The sequence below is a fragment of the Bacillus sp. FJAT-22090 genome, assembly GCF_001278755.1.
Taxonomy (GTDB): domain Bacteria; phylum Bacillota; class Bacilli; order Bacillales_A; family Planococcaceae; genus Psychrobacillus.
The window spans coordinates 754,442-768,381 of record NZ_CP012601.1; the positions used below are offsets into that span (position 1 = coordinate 754,442).

The 13,940-nt window shown below is 34.0% G+C and carries 18 protein-coding genes and 1 other annotated feature; of the genes, 15 read left to right on the forward strand and 3 right to left on the reverse strand.

What is annotated here, in order from left to right:
* Positions 1-7 precede the first annotated feature (7 nt).
* Positions 8-820, reverse strand: a complete 813-nt coding sequence (gene proC / locus AM499_RS03820; RefSeq protein ID WP_053588959.1) for a pyrroline-5-carboxylate reductase — start codon at positions 818-820, stop codon at positions 8-10.
* Between the two features lie 46 nt (positions 821-866).
* Positions 867-1,076, reverse strand: a binding site (T-box leader).
* Positions 1,077-1,197: 121 nt separating this feature from the next.
* On the opposite strand from proC, the gene AM499_RS03825 reads away from it, so the two are divergent.
* The 3 genes from AM499_RS03825 to AM499_RS03835 are packed head-to-tail and all read left to right on the forward strand — an operon-like array spanning position 1,198 to position 3,699.
* Positions 1,198-2,145 carry an MBL fold metallo-hydrolase gene (locus tag AM499_RS03825; RefSeq protein WP_053588960.1) on the forward strand — a complete coding sequence of 316 codons (948 nt, stop codon included), beginning with the start codon at positions 1,198-1,200 and terminating at the stop codon, positions 2,143-2,145.
* Positions 2,132-2,884, forward strand: coding sequence for an SDR family NAD(P)-dependent oxidoreductase (locus AM499_RS03830; protein WP_053588961.1), 753 nt, complete (start codon positions 2,132-2,134; stop codon positions 2,882-2,884). Before AM499_RS03825 ends, AM499_RS03830 begins: the two co-directional genes overlap by 14 nt.
* Before the next feature lie 32 nt (positions 2,885-2,916).
* Complete coding sequence (locus tag AM499_RS03835; RefSeq protein WP_053588962.1) at positions 2,917-3,699, forward strand: GNAT family N-acetyltransferase; 783 nt, start codon at positions 2,917-2,919, stop codon at positions 3,697-3,699.
* A gap of 56 nt (positions 3,700-3,755) precedes the next feature.
* Here the strand turns inward: AM499_RS03835 and AM499_RS03840 are convergent, their stop codons facing one another.
* Entirely contained in the window at positions 3,756-3,959 is a 204-nt protein-coding gene (locus tag AM499_RS03840) for an aspartyl-phosphate phosphatase Spo0E family protein (protein ID WP_053588963.1), read from the reverse strand.
* Positions 3,960-4,216: 257 nt separating this feature from the next.
* Here AM499_RS03840 and AM499_RS03845 point away from each other — a divergent pair, with 257 nt between their 5' ends.
* The 7 genes from AM499_RS03845 (at position 4,217) to AM499_RS22185 (ending at position 10,073) form a co-directional block, all read left to right on the forward strand.
* The gene (locus AM499_RS03845) at positions 4,217-4,651 is read left to right on the forward strand and encodes a hypothetical protein (RefSeq protein WP_053588964.1); all 435 of its coding nucleotides are present in this window, start codon (positions 4,217-4,219) and stop codon (positions 4,649-4,651) included.
* Between the two features lie 72 nt (positions 4,652-4,723).
* Positions 4,724-6,022 carry a serine hydrolase domain-containing protein gene (locus AM499_RS03850; RefSeq protein ID WP_231687521.1) on the forward strand — a complete coding sequence of 433 codons (1,299 nt, stop codon included), beginning with the start codon at positions 4,724-4,726 and terminating at the stop codon, positions 6,020-6,022.
* A gap of 231 nt (positions 6,023-6,253) precedes the next feature.
* On the forward strand, positions 6,254-6,994 hold the full coding sequence (locus tag AM499_RS03855; RefSeq protein WP_053588965.1) for a GTP cyclohydrolase II: 741 nt from the start codon (positions 6,254-6,256) through the stop codon (positions 6,992-6,994).
* A gap of 13 nt (positions 6,995-7,007) precedes the next feature.
* On the forward strand, positions 7,008-8,120 hold the full coding sequence (gene ribD / locus AM499_RS03860) for a bifunctional diaminohydroxyphosphoribosylaminopyrimidine deaminase/5-amino-6-(5-phosphoribosylamino)uracil reductase RibD (protein WP_053588966.1): 1,113 nt from the start codon (positions 7,008-7,010) through the stop codon (positions 8,118-8,120).
* On the forward strand, positions 8,117-9,199 hold the full coding sequence (locus tag AM499_RS03865) for an FAD-dependent monooxygenase (protein ID WP_053588967.1): 1,083 nt from the start codon (positions 8,117-8,119) through the stop codon (positions 9,197-9,199). The genes ribD and AM499_RS03865 overlap by 4 nt, the downstream gene beginning before the upstream one ends.
* Before the next feature lie 15 nt (positions 9,200-9,214).
* Positions 9,215-9,775: a 5' nucleotidase, NT5C type gene (locus tag AM499_RS03870; protein ID WP_053588968.1), complete on the forward strand. Its 561-nt coding sequence runs from the start codon at positions 9,215-9,217 to the stop codon at positions 9,773-9,775.
* A gap of 172 nt (positions 9,776-9,947) precedes the next feature.
* Positions 9,948-10,073 carry a hypothetical protein gene (locus AM499_RS22185; protein ID WP_269432393.1) on the forward strand — a complete coding sequence of 42 codons (126 nt, stop codon included), beginning with the start codon at positions 9,948-9,950 and terminating at the stop codon, positions 10,071-10,073.
* 228 nt (positions 10,074-10,301) lie between these two features.
* Here AM499_RS22185 and AM499_RS21945 read toward each other — a convergent pair whose 3' ends face one another.
* A complete protein-coding gene (locus AM499_RS21945) occupies positions 10,302-10,466 on the reverse strand; it encodes an aspartyl-phosphate phosphatase Spo0E family protein (RefSeq protein WP_256363929.1) in 165 nt (54 codons plus the stop codon).
* Between the two features lie 311 nt (positions 10,467-10,777).
* Between AM499_RS21945 and AM499_RS03880 the strand changes: the two genes are divergently transcribed.
* The 5 genes from AM499_RS03880 (at position 10,778) to AM499_RS03900 (ending at position 13,920) form a co-directional block, all read left to right on the forward strand.
* Positions 10,778-11,341 (forward strand): NUDIX hydrolase, encoded by a 564-nt coding sequence (locus AM499_RS03880; RefSeq protein WP_053588970.1) that lies wholly within the window; start codon positions 10,778-10,780, stop codon positions 11,339-11,341.
* Between the two features lie 32 nt (positions 11,342-11,373).
* The gene (locus tag AM499_RS03885; RefSeq protein WP_053588971.1) at positions 11,374-12,036 is read left to right on the forward strand and encodes an HAD family hydrolase; all 663 of its coding nucleotides are present in this window, start codon (positions 11,374-11,376) and stop codon (positions 12,034-12,036) included.
* Between the two features lie 18 nt (positions 12,037-12,054).
* The gene (locus AM499_RS03890) at positions 12,055-12,636 is read left to right on the forward strand and encodes a histidine phosphatase family protein (protein WP_053588972.1); all 582 of its coding nucleotides are present in this window, start codon (positions 12,055-12,057) and stop codon (positions 12,634-12,636) included.
* A gap of 266 nt (positions 12,637-12,902) precedes the next feature.
* Positions 12,903-13,427 (forward strand): hypothetical protein, encoded by a 525-nt coding sequence (locus AM499_RS03895; protein ID WP_053588973.1) that lies wholly within the window; start codon positions 12,903-12,905, stop codon positions 13,425-13,427.
* Between the two features lie 28 nt (positions 13,428-13,455).
* Complete coding sequence (locus AM499_RS03900) at positions 13,456-13,920, forward strand: GNAT family N-acetyltransferase (RefSeq protein ID WP_053588974.1); 465 nt, start codon at positions 13,456-13,458, stop codon at positions 13,918-13,920.
* Positions 13,921-13,940 lie beyond the last annotated feature (20 nt).

A 13,940-nucleotide genomic window follows, 5' to 3' on the forward strand; every position in this document is an offset into this window, starting at 1 on the left:
CTTTATCTTATTCATATTGTTTTCCTAGCACTCTGGATTTATTTTGAGCTGCATCGATACAAGCAAAAATAGCGTCTTTTACATTATGCTGTATCAATTGTTCTAAACCAGCTTCAGTAGTACCACCTGGGCTAGTTACTCTTCGCCGTAATTCTAAAGGTTCTGCATTACCAGTTTTAAGCATTTGAGCAGCGCCTTCCATCGTTTGAACAAATAAATGACGCGCGTCCGATTTATCCATACCATGCTTTATTGCTGCAGCTTCAAATTGTTCTGCAAAGTAGTAAAAGTAGGCAGGACCACTTCCTGATAGTGCAGTAACTACATGTAAATCCTCTTCATCGACAGCTTTTACTGTTCCTATAGATTCTAATAAATGTATGATGGATATTTTTTCTTCCTCGGTAACTAAGTCATTCCAACATATGGCGGTTGCACTCAAGCCAACAGCTGCAGATGTATTTGGCATTACACGTGCAATCGGACGTCTCCCTAAATAATTTGTAATAGTTTGGATGGTTACACCAGCTATAACTGAAATAATTGTTGCATTTTTATTAATAAAAGGAGCAATTTCAGTAAACGCAACTTTTGCATCTTTTGGTTTCATTGCTAAAAAAACTATATTTGCATCCGTAAGGGCTTTTTTCTCTTCACATACAATTTGTACATTGTATGTTTTTTTTAATAACTGAAGCTGATCTACATCTGATTTATTCATTACATGTATGAATTCTGGAGCAACTTTTTCTTCCTTCGTTAGTCCATTAATGATAGCCTCTGCCATTGATCCAGCACCGACAAATACAATTTTCGTCATAAAAACTCCTCCTTATAAAATAAAAAAAGCGTTCCCGTCCCTAATAAATAAGGACGAAAACGCATGTCTCCGCGGTACCACCTAGATTTGCCGCAATGCGGCACAGCTTATCCCTTCATATCGTGAAGGTCACGACTATGTTTGCATAGTAGCTCCGAAGTAGGTTCGATATATGAGCGGGAGGTGAAAATTGCAGCAGGTCATTTCACTCTCTTGACTCCATCATATATGTACTATTCTTCATCTTAGCTTTTATTTTCTGAATTAATGAAATTATATGGCTCTTCCAATAAAAAGTCAACTTGAATTTAGTGACGTCTTCTTTAAAAAAATGTACAATTATAATGAATCATCATTCATTTAGAAGGAGTTTACATATGACTATACATAAAATTATTGTTCCTACGCCATTTGCTGTAGGTGATGTTAATGCATATTTATTAAAAGGCGATGCACTCACCTTAATAGATGTGGGTCCAAAAACAGAAGAAGCATTAGTAGCCATTAAGGCTGGAATTAAAGAAGCGGGATATTCGCTTTCAGATGTCGAGCAAGTATTGCTAACCCATCATCATCCAGATCACTCGGGTTGGGTAGAAGCATTTGAACAAGCAACATTATTAGGGCATGCTTATAACGAACCATGGCTAACGAGAGATGAAGAATTCTTTCACTTTCATGATGATTTTTATCTACAATGTTTAAAGGAAGAGGGTGTTCCAGAAAGTTACTTTCAATGGGTTGAAAAAATGAAAAGACCTTTACACTTTATTGGAAATCGACCTCTACAAAAGATTTTAAGAGAAGGTGATTCTCTTCCAGGTCATCCTGATTTCACAATTTTAGAGACATTAGGGCACGCCCAAAGCCATCTCTCCTTTTGGTCGGAGAAATATAGAGTATTAATCGGAGGTGATTTAGTGCTTGAAAAGATTTCTTCCAATCCATTAATTGAACCACCCCTTGATAAAGTTTCGGAACGATCAAAATCAATGATCCAATACAATGCTTCATTAAAACGAATTCAAGATTTACCTGTTGAAAAGATTTTTAGTGGTCACGGAAATGAGGTATTTAACGTGCATCAACTTATTACGGATAGACTTGAAAAACAAAGAGAAAGAGCATTAAAAGTTTTAGATATGATGAAAGAGGAAGAAAAAACTATTTTTGAACTTACTCAACAGCTGTTTCCAAAAGTATATGAAAAAGAACTTGGTTGGACTTTGTCAGAGACAATTGGTCAAATTGATTATTTATTGGAAGAGGGTTACATCAAGGAACAAAAAAATGAGAAAGGTATATTGTTATATGAGCAAGCCTAAAAAAATTTTCATAACCGGGGCAACAAGTGGGGTTGGGTTGTTACTCACAAAAAAACTGAAAGCTGATGGTCACGACGTTTGGGCAACTGGTCGAAACATGGATGTTCTGGAGGAATTAGATCAACTTGGAATTCATTCCATCTATGCAGATTTAACTAAAGAACAATCTTTTAAGGAGCTTTTTCAGGAAATGGAGACACCTGATACAATCATATATTGTGCCGGTGTTGGAACATTTGCATATTTAACTGATTTAGAAGAGAAAAACATGATACAAATGATGAATGTAAATGTTACTGCTCCGATGTTACTTACAAAATACTTTGCAGATAAAATGAAAGAAAAGGGTAGCGGCCATTTTATTTTTATCGCATCTCAAGCTGGGAAGGTTGCCACACCAAAAGCCTCTGTTTATGCTGCTTCCAAACATGCCATACTCGGTTTTGCCAATGCCATTCGTATGGAGCTTAAAGATTTCGGTATACACGTAACTACGATCAATCCCGGTCCAATTGATACACCATTCCTCGATTTAGCCGATCAGACAGGCATTTATAGAGGGAAGCTTAGTAAACATCTACTACAACCAGAAAAAGTAGTGACTTCTATTATTAAAACAATAGATTATCCTGTGCGAGAAGTTAACTTGCCTTCGTATATGGGTCTGACTAGTAAGCTATATGCAGTTTTTCCAAAAAGCGTGGAGACTCTAGGAAAAGGGTTTTTTAATAAAAAGTAGCTTTTATGTTTATAATCCTGGAGGAAAACGAGATGAATTTACAAGATATTATTAGTTTGGATTTTGCTTATTTAGAAACTTTTTCAATGCGTAAGGATAGAAAATGGGGATCATTATTTTATAATGAGAATCAGCCATCATATTATGATGCAAATCATGCACATATTAGTGAATTTAGTGAAAATCCATCCTTCATAATGGAAGAAGTAGTGAAATTTTATAATAGTAAAAAAATTATACCAAGATTTTATCTACACAATTTAGATCTACAAAAAGAGCTAATTTCTATTTTACTTGAGAATAGCTTTGGATATGAGGAGTTAATTAGTCCAGTTCAATTATGGGATAAAAAGCTTTTAGAAAAAGAGAAAAACGAGAATATAGTGATTGAACGTGTCGATAAACATAATTATTTTGAAGCCCTTCAAATTGAATGTAGTATAAAAGAGCTTGGAGGTAAAGAAGTGAGAGAAAAAGCATTTGAGCTAGAGTTTAATCATCCAAGTTTTGAACACTATATACTTCGATATAATGGGATTGCCTGTGCCACTGCCTGTATTTTTGTAAATGATAAACAAGCTCGTATGGAGAGTGTAGCAACTTTAGAAGAGTTTAGAGGTAGGGGATTGATTGGGGAGCTAATTCATTTTATTCAAACTGAAATAGAAAAAAGATGTTATGAAAACCTATGGGTCTTTCCAATCAACGAAAGAGTTGAAAAAGTATATCAAAGATACGGATTTAAAACAGTAGAAAAGCTCAAAACGGGACATGCTTATTTAGGTGGAAGAAGTATAACTGAGATCCAGGGATGATTTATATTGAAAGAAAAAAATTTTAAAATACATATTGAAACCGATTAGTTCCCTTATTAGGAGACTAATCGGTTTTTTAATGAATTTAAATTCTGATTATTATATTTTTCTTGATATCTATTAAGTAGTTGATCTAGCTCTTGGCTAACGGATACAACAAGGGGATGCGATAATCCTAATTTTTTTGCTTTTCTATACATGTCTTTCCGCTTAATATCGATTCGAACCATTAAAGCCTTCTTATCCAATTTACTTTTCACTATTCTTCCTCCAAATAATATTTTATATTTAGCTTCCACCAAGAGGGTAATTTTTTACGAGTAATGAAGCAACTTGTCCAATTGTACGATAGATAAATTGCGAAATTTGTCTAGTTGTGTAGGAATGGTTCTATTTAATATAATTGTAATAAAAGTAAAAATTCTAAAAAATATAACAAATGAAAAATTAATATGAATTCTATTTTACTCATAGAGTGGATGTATACAACAACTGCTAAAAGGAAAGGAGATAGCTGGTGATTAAACGAAATGGGTTAGTACCAAAAAAGGCTCTTGTAGCTGCTATATCAGGTATATTTATAATTATCATCCTTTTTATGTTTTTTCCTTTCGGTTATTCTTTACAAGAAGATGGTAACGGAAAGGTTACGATTTCAGAAAACGGCATCTTGCGTAATGAATTTACTGTAGAGGTTACGGAAGCAAATGAATTAACAATCGTGTTGTTAAAATCGGTTTTGAAAGAATTTAAGACAATATGCATAATATTATTAATCATTTTTCCACTATTGCTACTTTCTCTTGCTTTTAACTATGTGCAGAAATCTAAAGGGATTTTTATAATTATGTGTGTTATTTCTATTTTCATGATGATCGCAATTACAATTTTATATTTTAACAATATAGAAATCATGGAAAACCTAATAAAAAGTTTAAGTCAGAATAAATAAAGTATTGAAGAATGCTTTCAATCAATTTATGATTATTCCTTATAATGCTAGAAGGTTTTTGGAGGAATTCTGATGATGACAGATTATTTACAACAGCTTTTGAAGGATTGGGAAAAAGCTTACATGCAGAATAATTATCTCCATGGATCATTGTTGGTTGCATATAAAGGAGAAATGTTATTAAACAATGGGTATGGGATGGCAAACTTTGAACATGATATAGTTAATACATCTGAAACCAAATTTAGAATTGGTTCTATTACTAAAAGTTTTACTGCATTGGCTATTTTCCAATTACATGAGGAAAACAGGATTAATATACATAATACAATAAATAATTACTTGCCATATTTCCCAAATGGAGACAAAATCACTGTTTATCAATGCTTAACACATACAGCAGGGATAACGAATTTCACAAGTTATCCTGATTTTTGGAGTAATACGATGCGCCTTTCTTCCAGTTTAGAGGAGATAATTAATTCTTTTAAAAATGAGCCGTTAGAATTCGAGCCTGGCTCACAATTTGATTATAGCAATTCAGGCTATTTGTTATTAACCGCAATTATTGAAGAAGTTACTGGAGTTAAGTATGCTGAATATTTAAAGGAAAACATATTGAATCCACTTGGAATGTATAATACTGGCTGTGATAATGGAATAGAAATCGTACCAAACCTTGCAGCGGGATATTCATACAATGGTAAGCCAGTTCACGCCCCATATGCAGATCTTTCTTTTCCCTTAGGCGCTTATGGTCTTTATTCAACAACAGGTGATCTACTAATATGGGATAGAGCTATTAGATTTTCTACATTAATAAGTGAGGAAGCCACTAAAATCATGCTAACTGCTTATCAGGACTCCTATGCTTGTGGTTGGTTTAGAAAACAAGTAGCAGAAAGAGATTGCTACTTTCATTTTGGTGATATAAGTGGTTATGTAAATGAAATACTCTGTTTTGAAGAAGACCTCATGATTATTTTTTTATCCAATATGAATATTGTTCCTGTTAAAAAGCTGACAAGAGATATTGCTAAGAAAATTTTTGAACAACCAATTGAACTTGCTCAACTATTAAACCAAATAAACATATTTAATATGGATTTCATATGCGGTACCTATCAAAGCGATAATGGCCATTTGTCATTGCACATCACACAAGAAAAAGGCTTATTCCTTTCAGTTCCAAAAGATTACGGTGTGGTTTATAAGTTTGGGCTTATTCCTATTAGACAGGAAAAAAACAAATTAACGATGAAAACGACAATAATAGATGAAACATTAGTATTGAGTTACTCTGCAAAGAATGTGCTTTCCATTTGTTATACAGATTGCTATGGCAAACAAAGCATTCTAAAAAAAGGGTAAATAGGTTATGAAAGGATGAACATTGGTGTTTCGAATCCCTTTATTCGAAGCGCCTTTTAATTTGTTCGTATTTGGCATATGATAGTTAATATTTGACTCTCGTTACTTGTAATTATATACTAGGTTACGATAGGTAAGTGTAGTTAGAAAAAATTTATAAAGACAAATATGAAACAGACAGTACTGTAAAGCATGTACTTATGTTTAATCTATAAGAATGGTGAGATCGAAATGACGATATTAAATGATACTTTAAATGTTTTGCAAGATAAAATGGATATGATAAAAATTTCGGACCAAGAGAATTTATGTTTAGTTGGTCCTGTTAAATTACCTATTAAACAAGGTGATTTTTCTGCAACTTTTAATTGGTACTCTTGGCTAAAAGTAGATGCGATGGAGTCGAAGGAAGAAGTTATTGCTTCCATTACAAACTCCCGGTTAGCTTTTGGTCAGCAATCTTCTGCATTAGTGTATGGTGATTTTGCAAATGAAGACGATGTACTCATTCGTATGCATAGCATTTGTCATACAGGAGACATTTTTGGAAGCCAGCGTTGTGATTGTGGATACCAGTTACATGAATCAATGAAGATGATCGTAGAACATGGTTGTGGGGCGATATTTTATTTGGCGGATCACGAAGGACGTGGGATTGGTCTTTTTTCTAAATCTTTGGCTTACCTTTTACAAGAGAATGGGTATGACACAGTGGAAGCAAATCAAGCTTTAGGGTTTGAGGATGATACTCGTTCCTATGAAGAGGCTATTCGAGTATTAGAAGCTTTAAGAGAAAAGCCAGTTACGCTTATTACGAACAATCCTAAGAAGCTTGACGCACTAAAAGCTCACGGGTTATTAGCAGATCATCATGTACCTTTATGGGGTGGAATGACAGATACAAATCGTTTTTATTTGGAAACAAAAGTCCAAAAATCAGGTCATATCAAAGAATCTACTATAAATAGTTAAGGAGTGCATGGCGATGAATACCGATCAAGATTATATGCGCCTAGCACTTAATTTAGCTGCAAGTGCAAAAGGTAATACGAACCCAAATCCAATTGTCGGAGCTGTGATTGTGAAGAATGGTGTCATAGTCGGAACAGGATTACATCGTAAAGCAGGGGAGCCGCATGCGGAAGTACATGCATTTAATATGGCTGGTGAGCATTCAAAAGGAGCCACACTTTATGTAACGTTAGAGCCTTGCTCTCATTTTGGAAAGACTCCACCCTGTGCAAACCTTGTAAAGGAATCAGATGTAAGTCGTGTAGTTGTTGCAATGCAGGATCCAAACCCAGAAGTTGCTGGTAGAGGTATAAAGCTTTTGCGTGATGCTGGAATTGAAGTAGAAGTCGGTGTACTAGAAGAAGAGGCAAAAAAACTTAATGAGCGATTCATTCATAACATGATTACACAACGTCCCTTTGTCATTTCAAAATTTGCAATGACGTTAGACGGTAAGCTTGCTACCCATACAGGTCATTCGAAATGGATTACTGGTGAGGAAGCAAGAGCAGATGTACACAAGCTCCGCGATGAAGTAGATGCTATTTTGGTTGGGGTTGGAACTGTGTTGGTAGATAATCCTTCATTAACAACTAGATTACCGGAGGGCCAAGGAAAAAACCCAATCCGTATCGTTTTAGACAGTCAATTAAGAACGCCATTAGATGCACATGTTTTACAAACTGATGAGGCTGATACAATTATTGTAACATCCAATAGTGTAGATTTAGAAACAGTAAAACCGTATAAAGAAAAAGGTGTTTCCTTCATTTTTGTATCAAAAGATGACAAAGGATTGAACATTCTGGAGATGTTAAAAAAGCTTTTTGAAAGAGGAATTACGGACGTGCTCGTAGAAGGAGGAGGCGAGGTTAATGCTTCTTTTTTAAGAGCAGGTTTAATCGATAAATACTTTGTTTATATAGCGCCAAAAGTGTTAGGCGGAAGAAATTCGCTAACACCCTTTGCGGGAAGTAATATAGATTCAATGAATGCGGCAAACCTTTTATCTTTTGATGAAGTGCAAATCTTTGGGGAAGATATTAGGATTACTGCGTATCCAAATCAGGGTGTTGATCAGAAGTGAATTATAAAGTAGATGTTTGTATAGTTGGGGCAGGTCCTGGAGGTGCGCTGCTTGCCTATTTACTGGCGAAGAAAAATGTTTCGGTAGTGCTTTTGGAAAGATCACACGAAGTTGGAAAAGCATTTCGAGGTGAACATTTAAATGAAGAAGGCGAAGCAATTTTAAAAGAACACGGTCTTTTTGATGCAGTGGAACAATTAGGATTACTTCGAATGGAAAAGCTAGAGTATTGGCATGATGGAAAACCATTTAAAACAATACTACCAGACCCACAAGTGGGACATCTTGGTATTCATGTTCCTCAAAGTCATCTTTTAACTGTTTTATTACAGGCTGCACAGCAATATCCAGCTTTTAACTGTATGATGAATACTAAAGTACTGGAGCTATTAAAAGATGATTCAGGAATTTTTTGTGGTGTCAAAGCAACAAAAGATGGGGAAGAAGTTATCATAGAGAGTCAATTAGTAGTTGGAGCAGATGGCCGATACTCAACCGTGAGAAAAAAAGCGGGAATTGATGCAACTCTTCGTAAACATGGATATGATTTGCTTTGGGCTAAAATACCTGCTCCAACTAGCTGGGAGCCGTCGATAAAAATGGCACTTATTGGTGACAAACAACTTTCTCTCTTTACTCAAGCGCAGGGATATATACAAATTGGGTGGAATATTGAGGAAGGTTCTTTTTCTTCACTTAGAAAACAACCATTTACTCCTTTTATTGAACAGCTTATTCTGGCATTTCCGCAGCTTAAGGAAACTGTTCATCAGCATATTCAATCTTGGCAGGACTTCGTCTTATTAGATGTGTATAGTAGTAAAAGTGAGAATTGGGGTAAAGAAGGCGTAGTGTTGATCGGTGACGCTGTTCACACGATGACACCAACCGGTGCATTTGGTTTAAATAGTGCATTAAAAGATGCTGATTTACTCGCATCTCTCATTGATGAAAATTATATATCTCAGCTTGATTTTACAAGTTGTGCTACGCAAAGAAAAAAAGAAGTTGAAAAGATTCAAGCGATTCAAATTGAGAAAGAACAATCATTTGCCTCACAATTTGTCGTTTTGGCTTAATTTAGGAGGATATTCGTGAAGTTTGGTTTTGATATTGACGATACATTAATTAATCTAAGAGAGCATGCCTTTCATTTATATAACAAAAAATTGAATCAAAATATAGCTTTGGATGTATTTCAAGCATTGAAAACTGTGGAAATACATGAAGCGTTTGGGATGGAAAAAGAAGCAGGAAATACTATGTGGAATAACTTATTGGAAGAAATTTATTTTACTGATTGTCCTGCCTATGAAGGAGCTCTAGAAACATTACAGCAACTAAAAAAAGATGGACATGAAATTTTTTATATTACTTCACGCCCCAAAAAATACTGTCTGCAAACACGAGAATGGATGAAAGCTAAAGGTTTTCCAGTGGAAGATGGGCATTTTTATTGTGGAATGCAAGATGCAGAAAAAATAGCAACAATTCAAGAACTTGAACTAGACTTTTATTTTGATGATAAACCAGCTGTATTGGAAACCCTAAGTGGGGTAGCTTCCAAAGTGTATATAATGGACCAGTCTTATAACCAACAGGTGGAACTACCTAGGTTGAAGAACTGGGCCGATTTAGAAAAAATTATTCACTAATCAATGTGCTTACGAGTAGTCTTCTGGACAATGGTTAGACTGACATGTAAGTTTAAACGGCTGACTTCAGTAAGCAAGAAATTAGAAGTGGGCTTATTATTTCATAGGTTAAGAAGAGTGATCACGTTCGTTAGGGAAAGCCTATCGTCTCTTTATGGGATGGTAGGCTTTTTTGCATTTTATTCGATCTATGCTTGTAGACATGAACTTCAAAGATGCAATGACCTTTGGATTAATCATGAACAGAATAAGTAAAGCGTTTGTGAAATCAGAAAACCCAGATCATGTTTATGCATGAGATAGTACAACTATCATTTCCTGGTTTATAATTTTTGAATCTAAAGCTACGTTTATCAGTAAGTAATGACAAAACTGATCCGTATTTCAAAATAAGTACGGATCAGTTTTAATAAATGATTTTTAAAGCACTGATTATTGTGTATAAGCAACTTATAAAGTAGACCATGGATGTGCGCTTGCTAAACATTACACATGAGCGTCTGTCTTTAAAATAGTATATATGTTTTTAAGACACTTTTTCAAAATACTTATTGAGTAACACGTCTAGTTCTTGACTACAGGAGACGACAAGTGGATGGCTATATCCGAACTTCTTAGCCATATTGTACATAACTTTCCTTTTCATCTCAATCTGAACTAATAATGTATTACCTTTCAACAAAGTTTTCACAATTCTTCCTCCATAAAGTATATTTCGCTTCATTTCTTGACGAGTTTTTCTAGTATGTAGGGAAGCAACTAGTACATTGTATAATATCCAAATTAAAAAATTTGTCGTATTGTGGAAAAATAATGAAAGTTCACAAATTTGTCATAAGTTATATGTATAAAAGTCGAAGAAGTGAAAATTTTGGAAATCTGAAATGTAAATGAAACAATTTTCCCGTATAAACGTATACATTTCATGAGGCGAGAAGAAAACAGAGCAATAGGTAGAACGATAAGATGAAAGAATAAAATACAGGTTTCAAGGAGATTATCATGAAAAAATGGAAAAAGTTAAAATCACAATATGTATATAAAACAGAATTTGGAAATTTACGAGCGGATCAATGTGAATTACCTGATGGGCAAATCATAAACAATTATTACGTGAATGAATATGCGGATTGGGTCAATGCCATCGTTCTTACAAAAGAGAATAAGATTATTCTTGTTAAGCAATATAGGTATGCTGCTGAAGACTTCTTCTTAGAAATTCCTGCAGGTAAACCAGAGGGGGAGGAAAAATATGAGCAAGCTATAGTAAGGGAAGTACGAGAAGAGACAGGCTATATTACGGATAAAAAGCCTATTTTAATTGGAGAGTTTTATGTGAATCCAGCTACTCAAACGAATAAAGTAGTGACGTTTTTATTAGAAGATACATATAAAGCATTTGGTCAAGAGCTAGACACCACTGAGTTTATAGATGTGGAGTTAGTCGACATCAATCATATGCACTCTATGATTACAAATGGTGAAATTAATCAACTTTTTACTGCTAGTGCTTTCTATATGTTTAAGGCATACTTAAACGAAAGAATTGGATTAAAAAATTTATAAGAATTATATTGAAGTGAAGAGAGGTTATGTAAATGTTCAGAGGGATTATATTTGATTTTGATGGTTTAATTGTAGATACAGAGACAGTCTGGTATGAGGCTTTTAAAGAAGCTTTGTTTAATAGTCATTCTGTTGAATTAGGGCTACCAGGGTACGCTAATTGTATAGGGACTGGTAATGAAGTTTTATATAAACATTTTCGTGAGCTGGTTGGAAATACAGTAGACTGTGAGCAAATAGAAAACGATGCATTATTAATATATACAAATAAAATGCAAGAACCAGTTCTTAGAGAAGGTGTGAAAGAATATTTGGAGGAAGCAAAAAGCCACAACTTAATAATTGGCTTAGCTTCAAGTTCATCCAAACAATGGGTAACTACTTATTTAGAACAACTAGGTATTATACAATATTTTGATGTGATTAATACAAGAGATGATGTCAACAAAGTTAAGCCCCATCCTGAGTTATATGTAAAAACCTTAAAGGACTGTGAGCTGTTACCGACAGAGACTATTGCTTTTGAAGACTCATTAAATGGATTAACTGCAGCAAAAAAAGCAGGAATAAGATGTGTGATAGTTCCAAATGATGTGACTAGTAATCTACCATTTAATAATCATGATTATCATTTGAATTCCATGAAACAAGAATCACTAGAACAAGTGATGAAAAAATTGGGACGTATAGTCTAATTAAAGGAGACGATTAATTTGACTACTGTTGCACTAATTAGGCATGGAATGACAGAATGGAATGTATTAGGAAAAGCCCATGGAATAACTGATATCCCTTTAAATTTATCCGGTGAAAACCAAGCATATGCACTAGCAGATAGACTATCTATGGAAGGCAAATGGGACATAATTGTATCAAGTGATTTACTTCGTGCTAAGGAAACTGCTCAAATTATTTCTCGCAAATTAGATGCTCTTACATGCATTTTTGACGAAAGAATTCGTGAAATTAACTGTGGAGATATCGAAGGAACTACGGAAGAAGAAAGGATAAAAAAATGGGGGAACAATTGGAGAGAACAGGAGCTCGGAATGGAGAAATTTGAAGAAGTTTCTGTTCGAGGGTCGTTATTTTTAGATGAATTAGTGACTACATATAAAAATAAGCATATTTTAGTTGTAAGTCATGGTGCGTTAATTGGTCTCACATTACAACATTTACTTCCTGAGAAATTTACAACAACTTATATTGAAAATGCATCGATTACTTTACTGACACACATGAAAAACGAATGGAATTGTTCTCTTTATAATTGCACAAATCACTTAGTGAATTAAGTTCTTAAATAAAAGAAGGAACTCCATGAATGAAGCATCTTCTTATAGTATAGAAGTGCTTTTTTTAATTTGTAATTGTTTTACATGTTTTAGATGAAGGATTAAGTTATCTTGATGAAGAATATTATGAAATACAGGTATATTTTTCAAAAACAGTAAGTGCTTAATATAAAAAGGGCATGTCAATAAAATTAGTAGAGTCCTTTTATGTTAAGAACATATTATTAAAGAGAGGATAGGAAAATTGTTACAGGAGGTATAAATGGATGAATAAATTAGTTATCCTTCTCCTTTTTTTACTGTTGTTATCAGGATGTAAGGATGATTCTACTAAAGTTAATGAAGTTAATGGAATAGAAAAAGATTTGCAATCGCAAATAGCTCAGCTTGAAATAGAAAAGAAGCAGTTGAAAGATCAAGTAACGGAAATGCAAAAGATTCTTGATGAAGAGAGAGATTCTTTAAGGACGACAATGAATTTAACATTTAAACTTTTAACAGCTATGGAGAAAAAAGATTTTATATATATTTCCTCCATCGCTTCATCAAATGTTCAAATTGATGAACAAGACAGTTCTATTTTATTTGATCAACAAAACTATAGGCTCGAACTTACCGATAAAACTGTACATAATTTAGAAAACTTAGAGTATCGATTTTATGATTTAGAGGATGACAAGATGACTATAGGATTCGCTAAATATTTTTTGGAAGGGCATAGTACCATATATTTTGAATTTATCAACGTTGAAGGTACATGGTTAATAGATTATATAGTTACGAATGCATAATAGTGTGGTTAGTGGAAGGAGTTTACTTATGAACATAAGACTTGCAGAGAGAAAAGACTTTGACCAATTAATACAAATGAGATGGGATTTTACAATTGAAGATTATGAAACGAAATCTTTCGGTGAAAACGAGATGGATTCGTTTAAATTGGAGTGTCAAACATTTTTAGAAAATGCGATGAATAGTGGGAATTGGTTTATTTGGGTCGCTGAGGAGGACGAAAAAATCGTATCCCATATTTACATCGAACTAATTCAAAAAGTACCTCGTCCCGGAAGAATCACTTTTCCATTTGCTTATATGACGAATGTATATACGATTAAAGAATACAGAAGCAAAGGAATCGGAAGTAAATTGATGAAGACAATACATGAATGGGTTAAACAAAATAAATATGAATTCATTATCGTATGGCCAAGTGATGCCAGCAGAAATTACTACGAAAGGAATGGATATAAACTTTGTAAAGAACCTATGGAATTCTTTTATTAATTAATTTAAGTAGAGTCGGG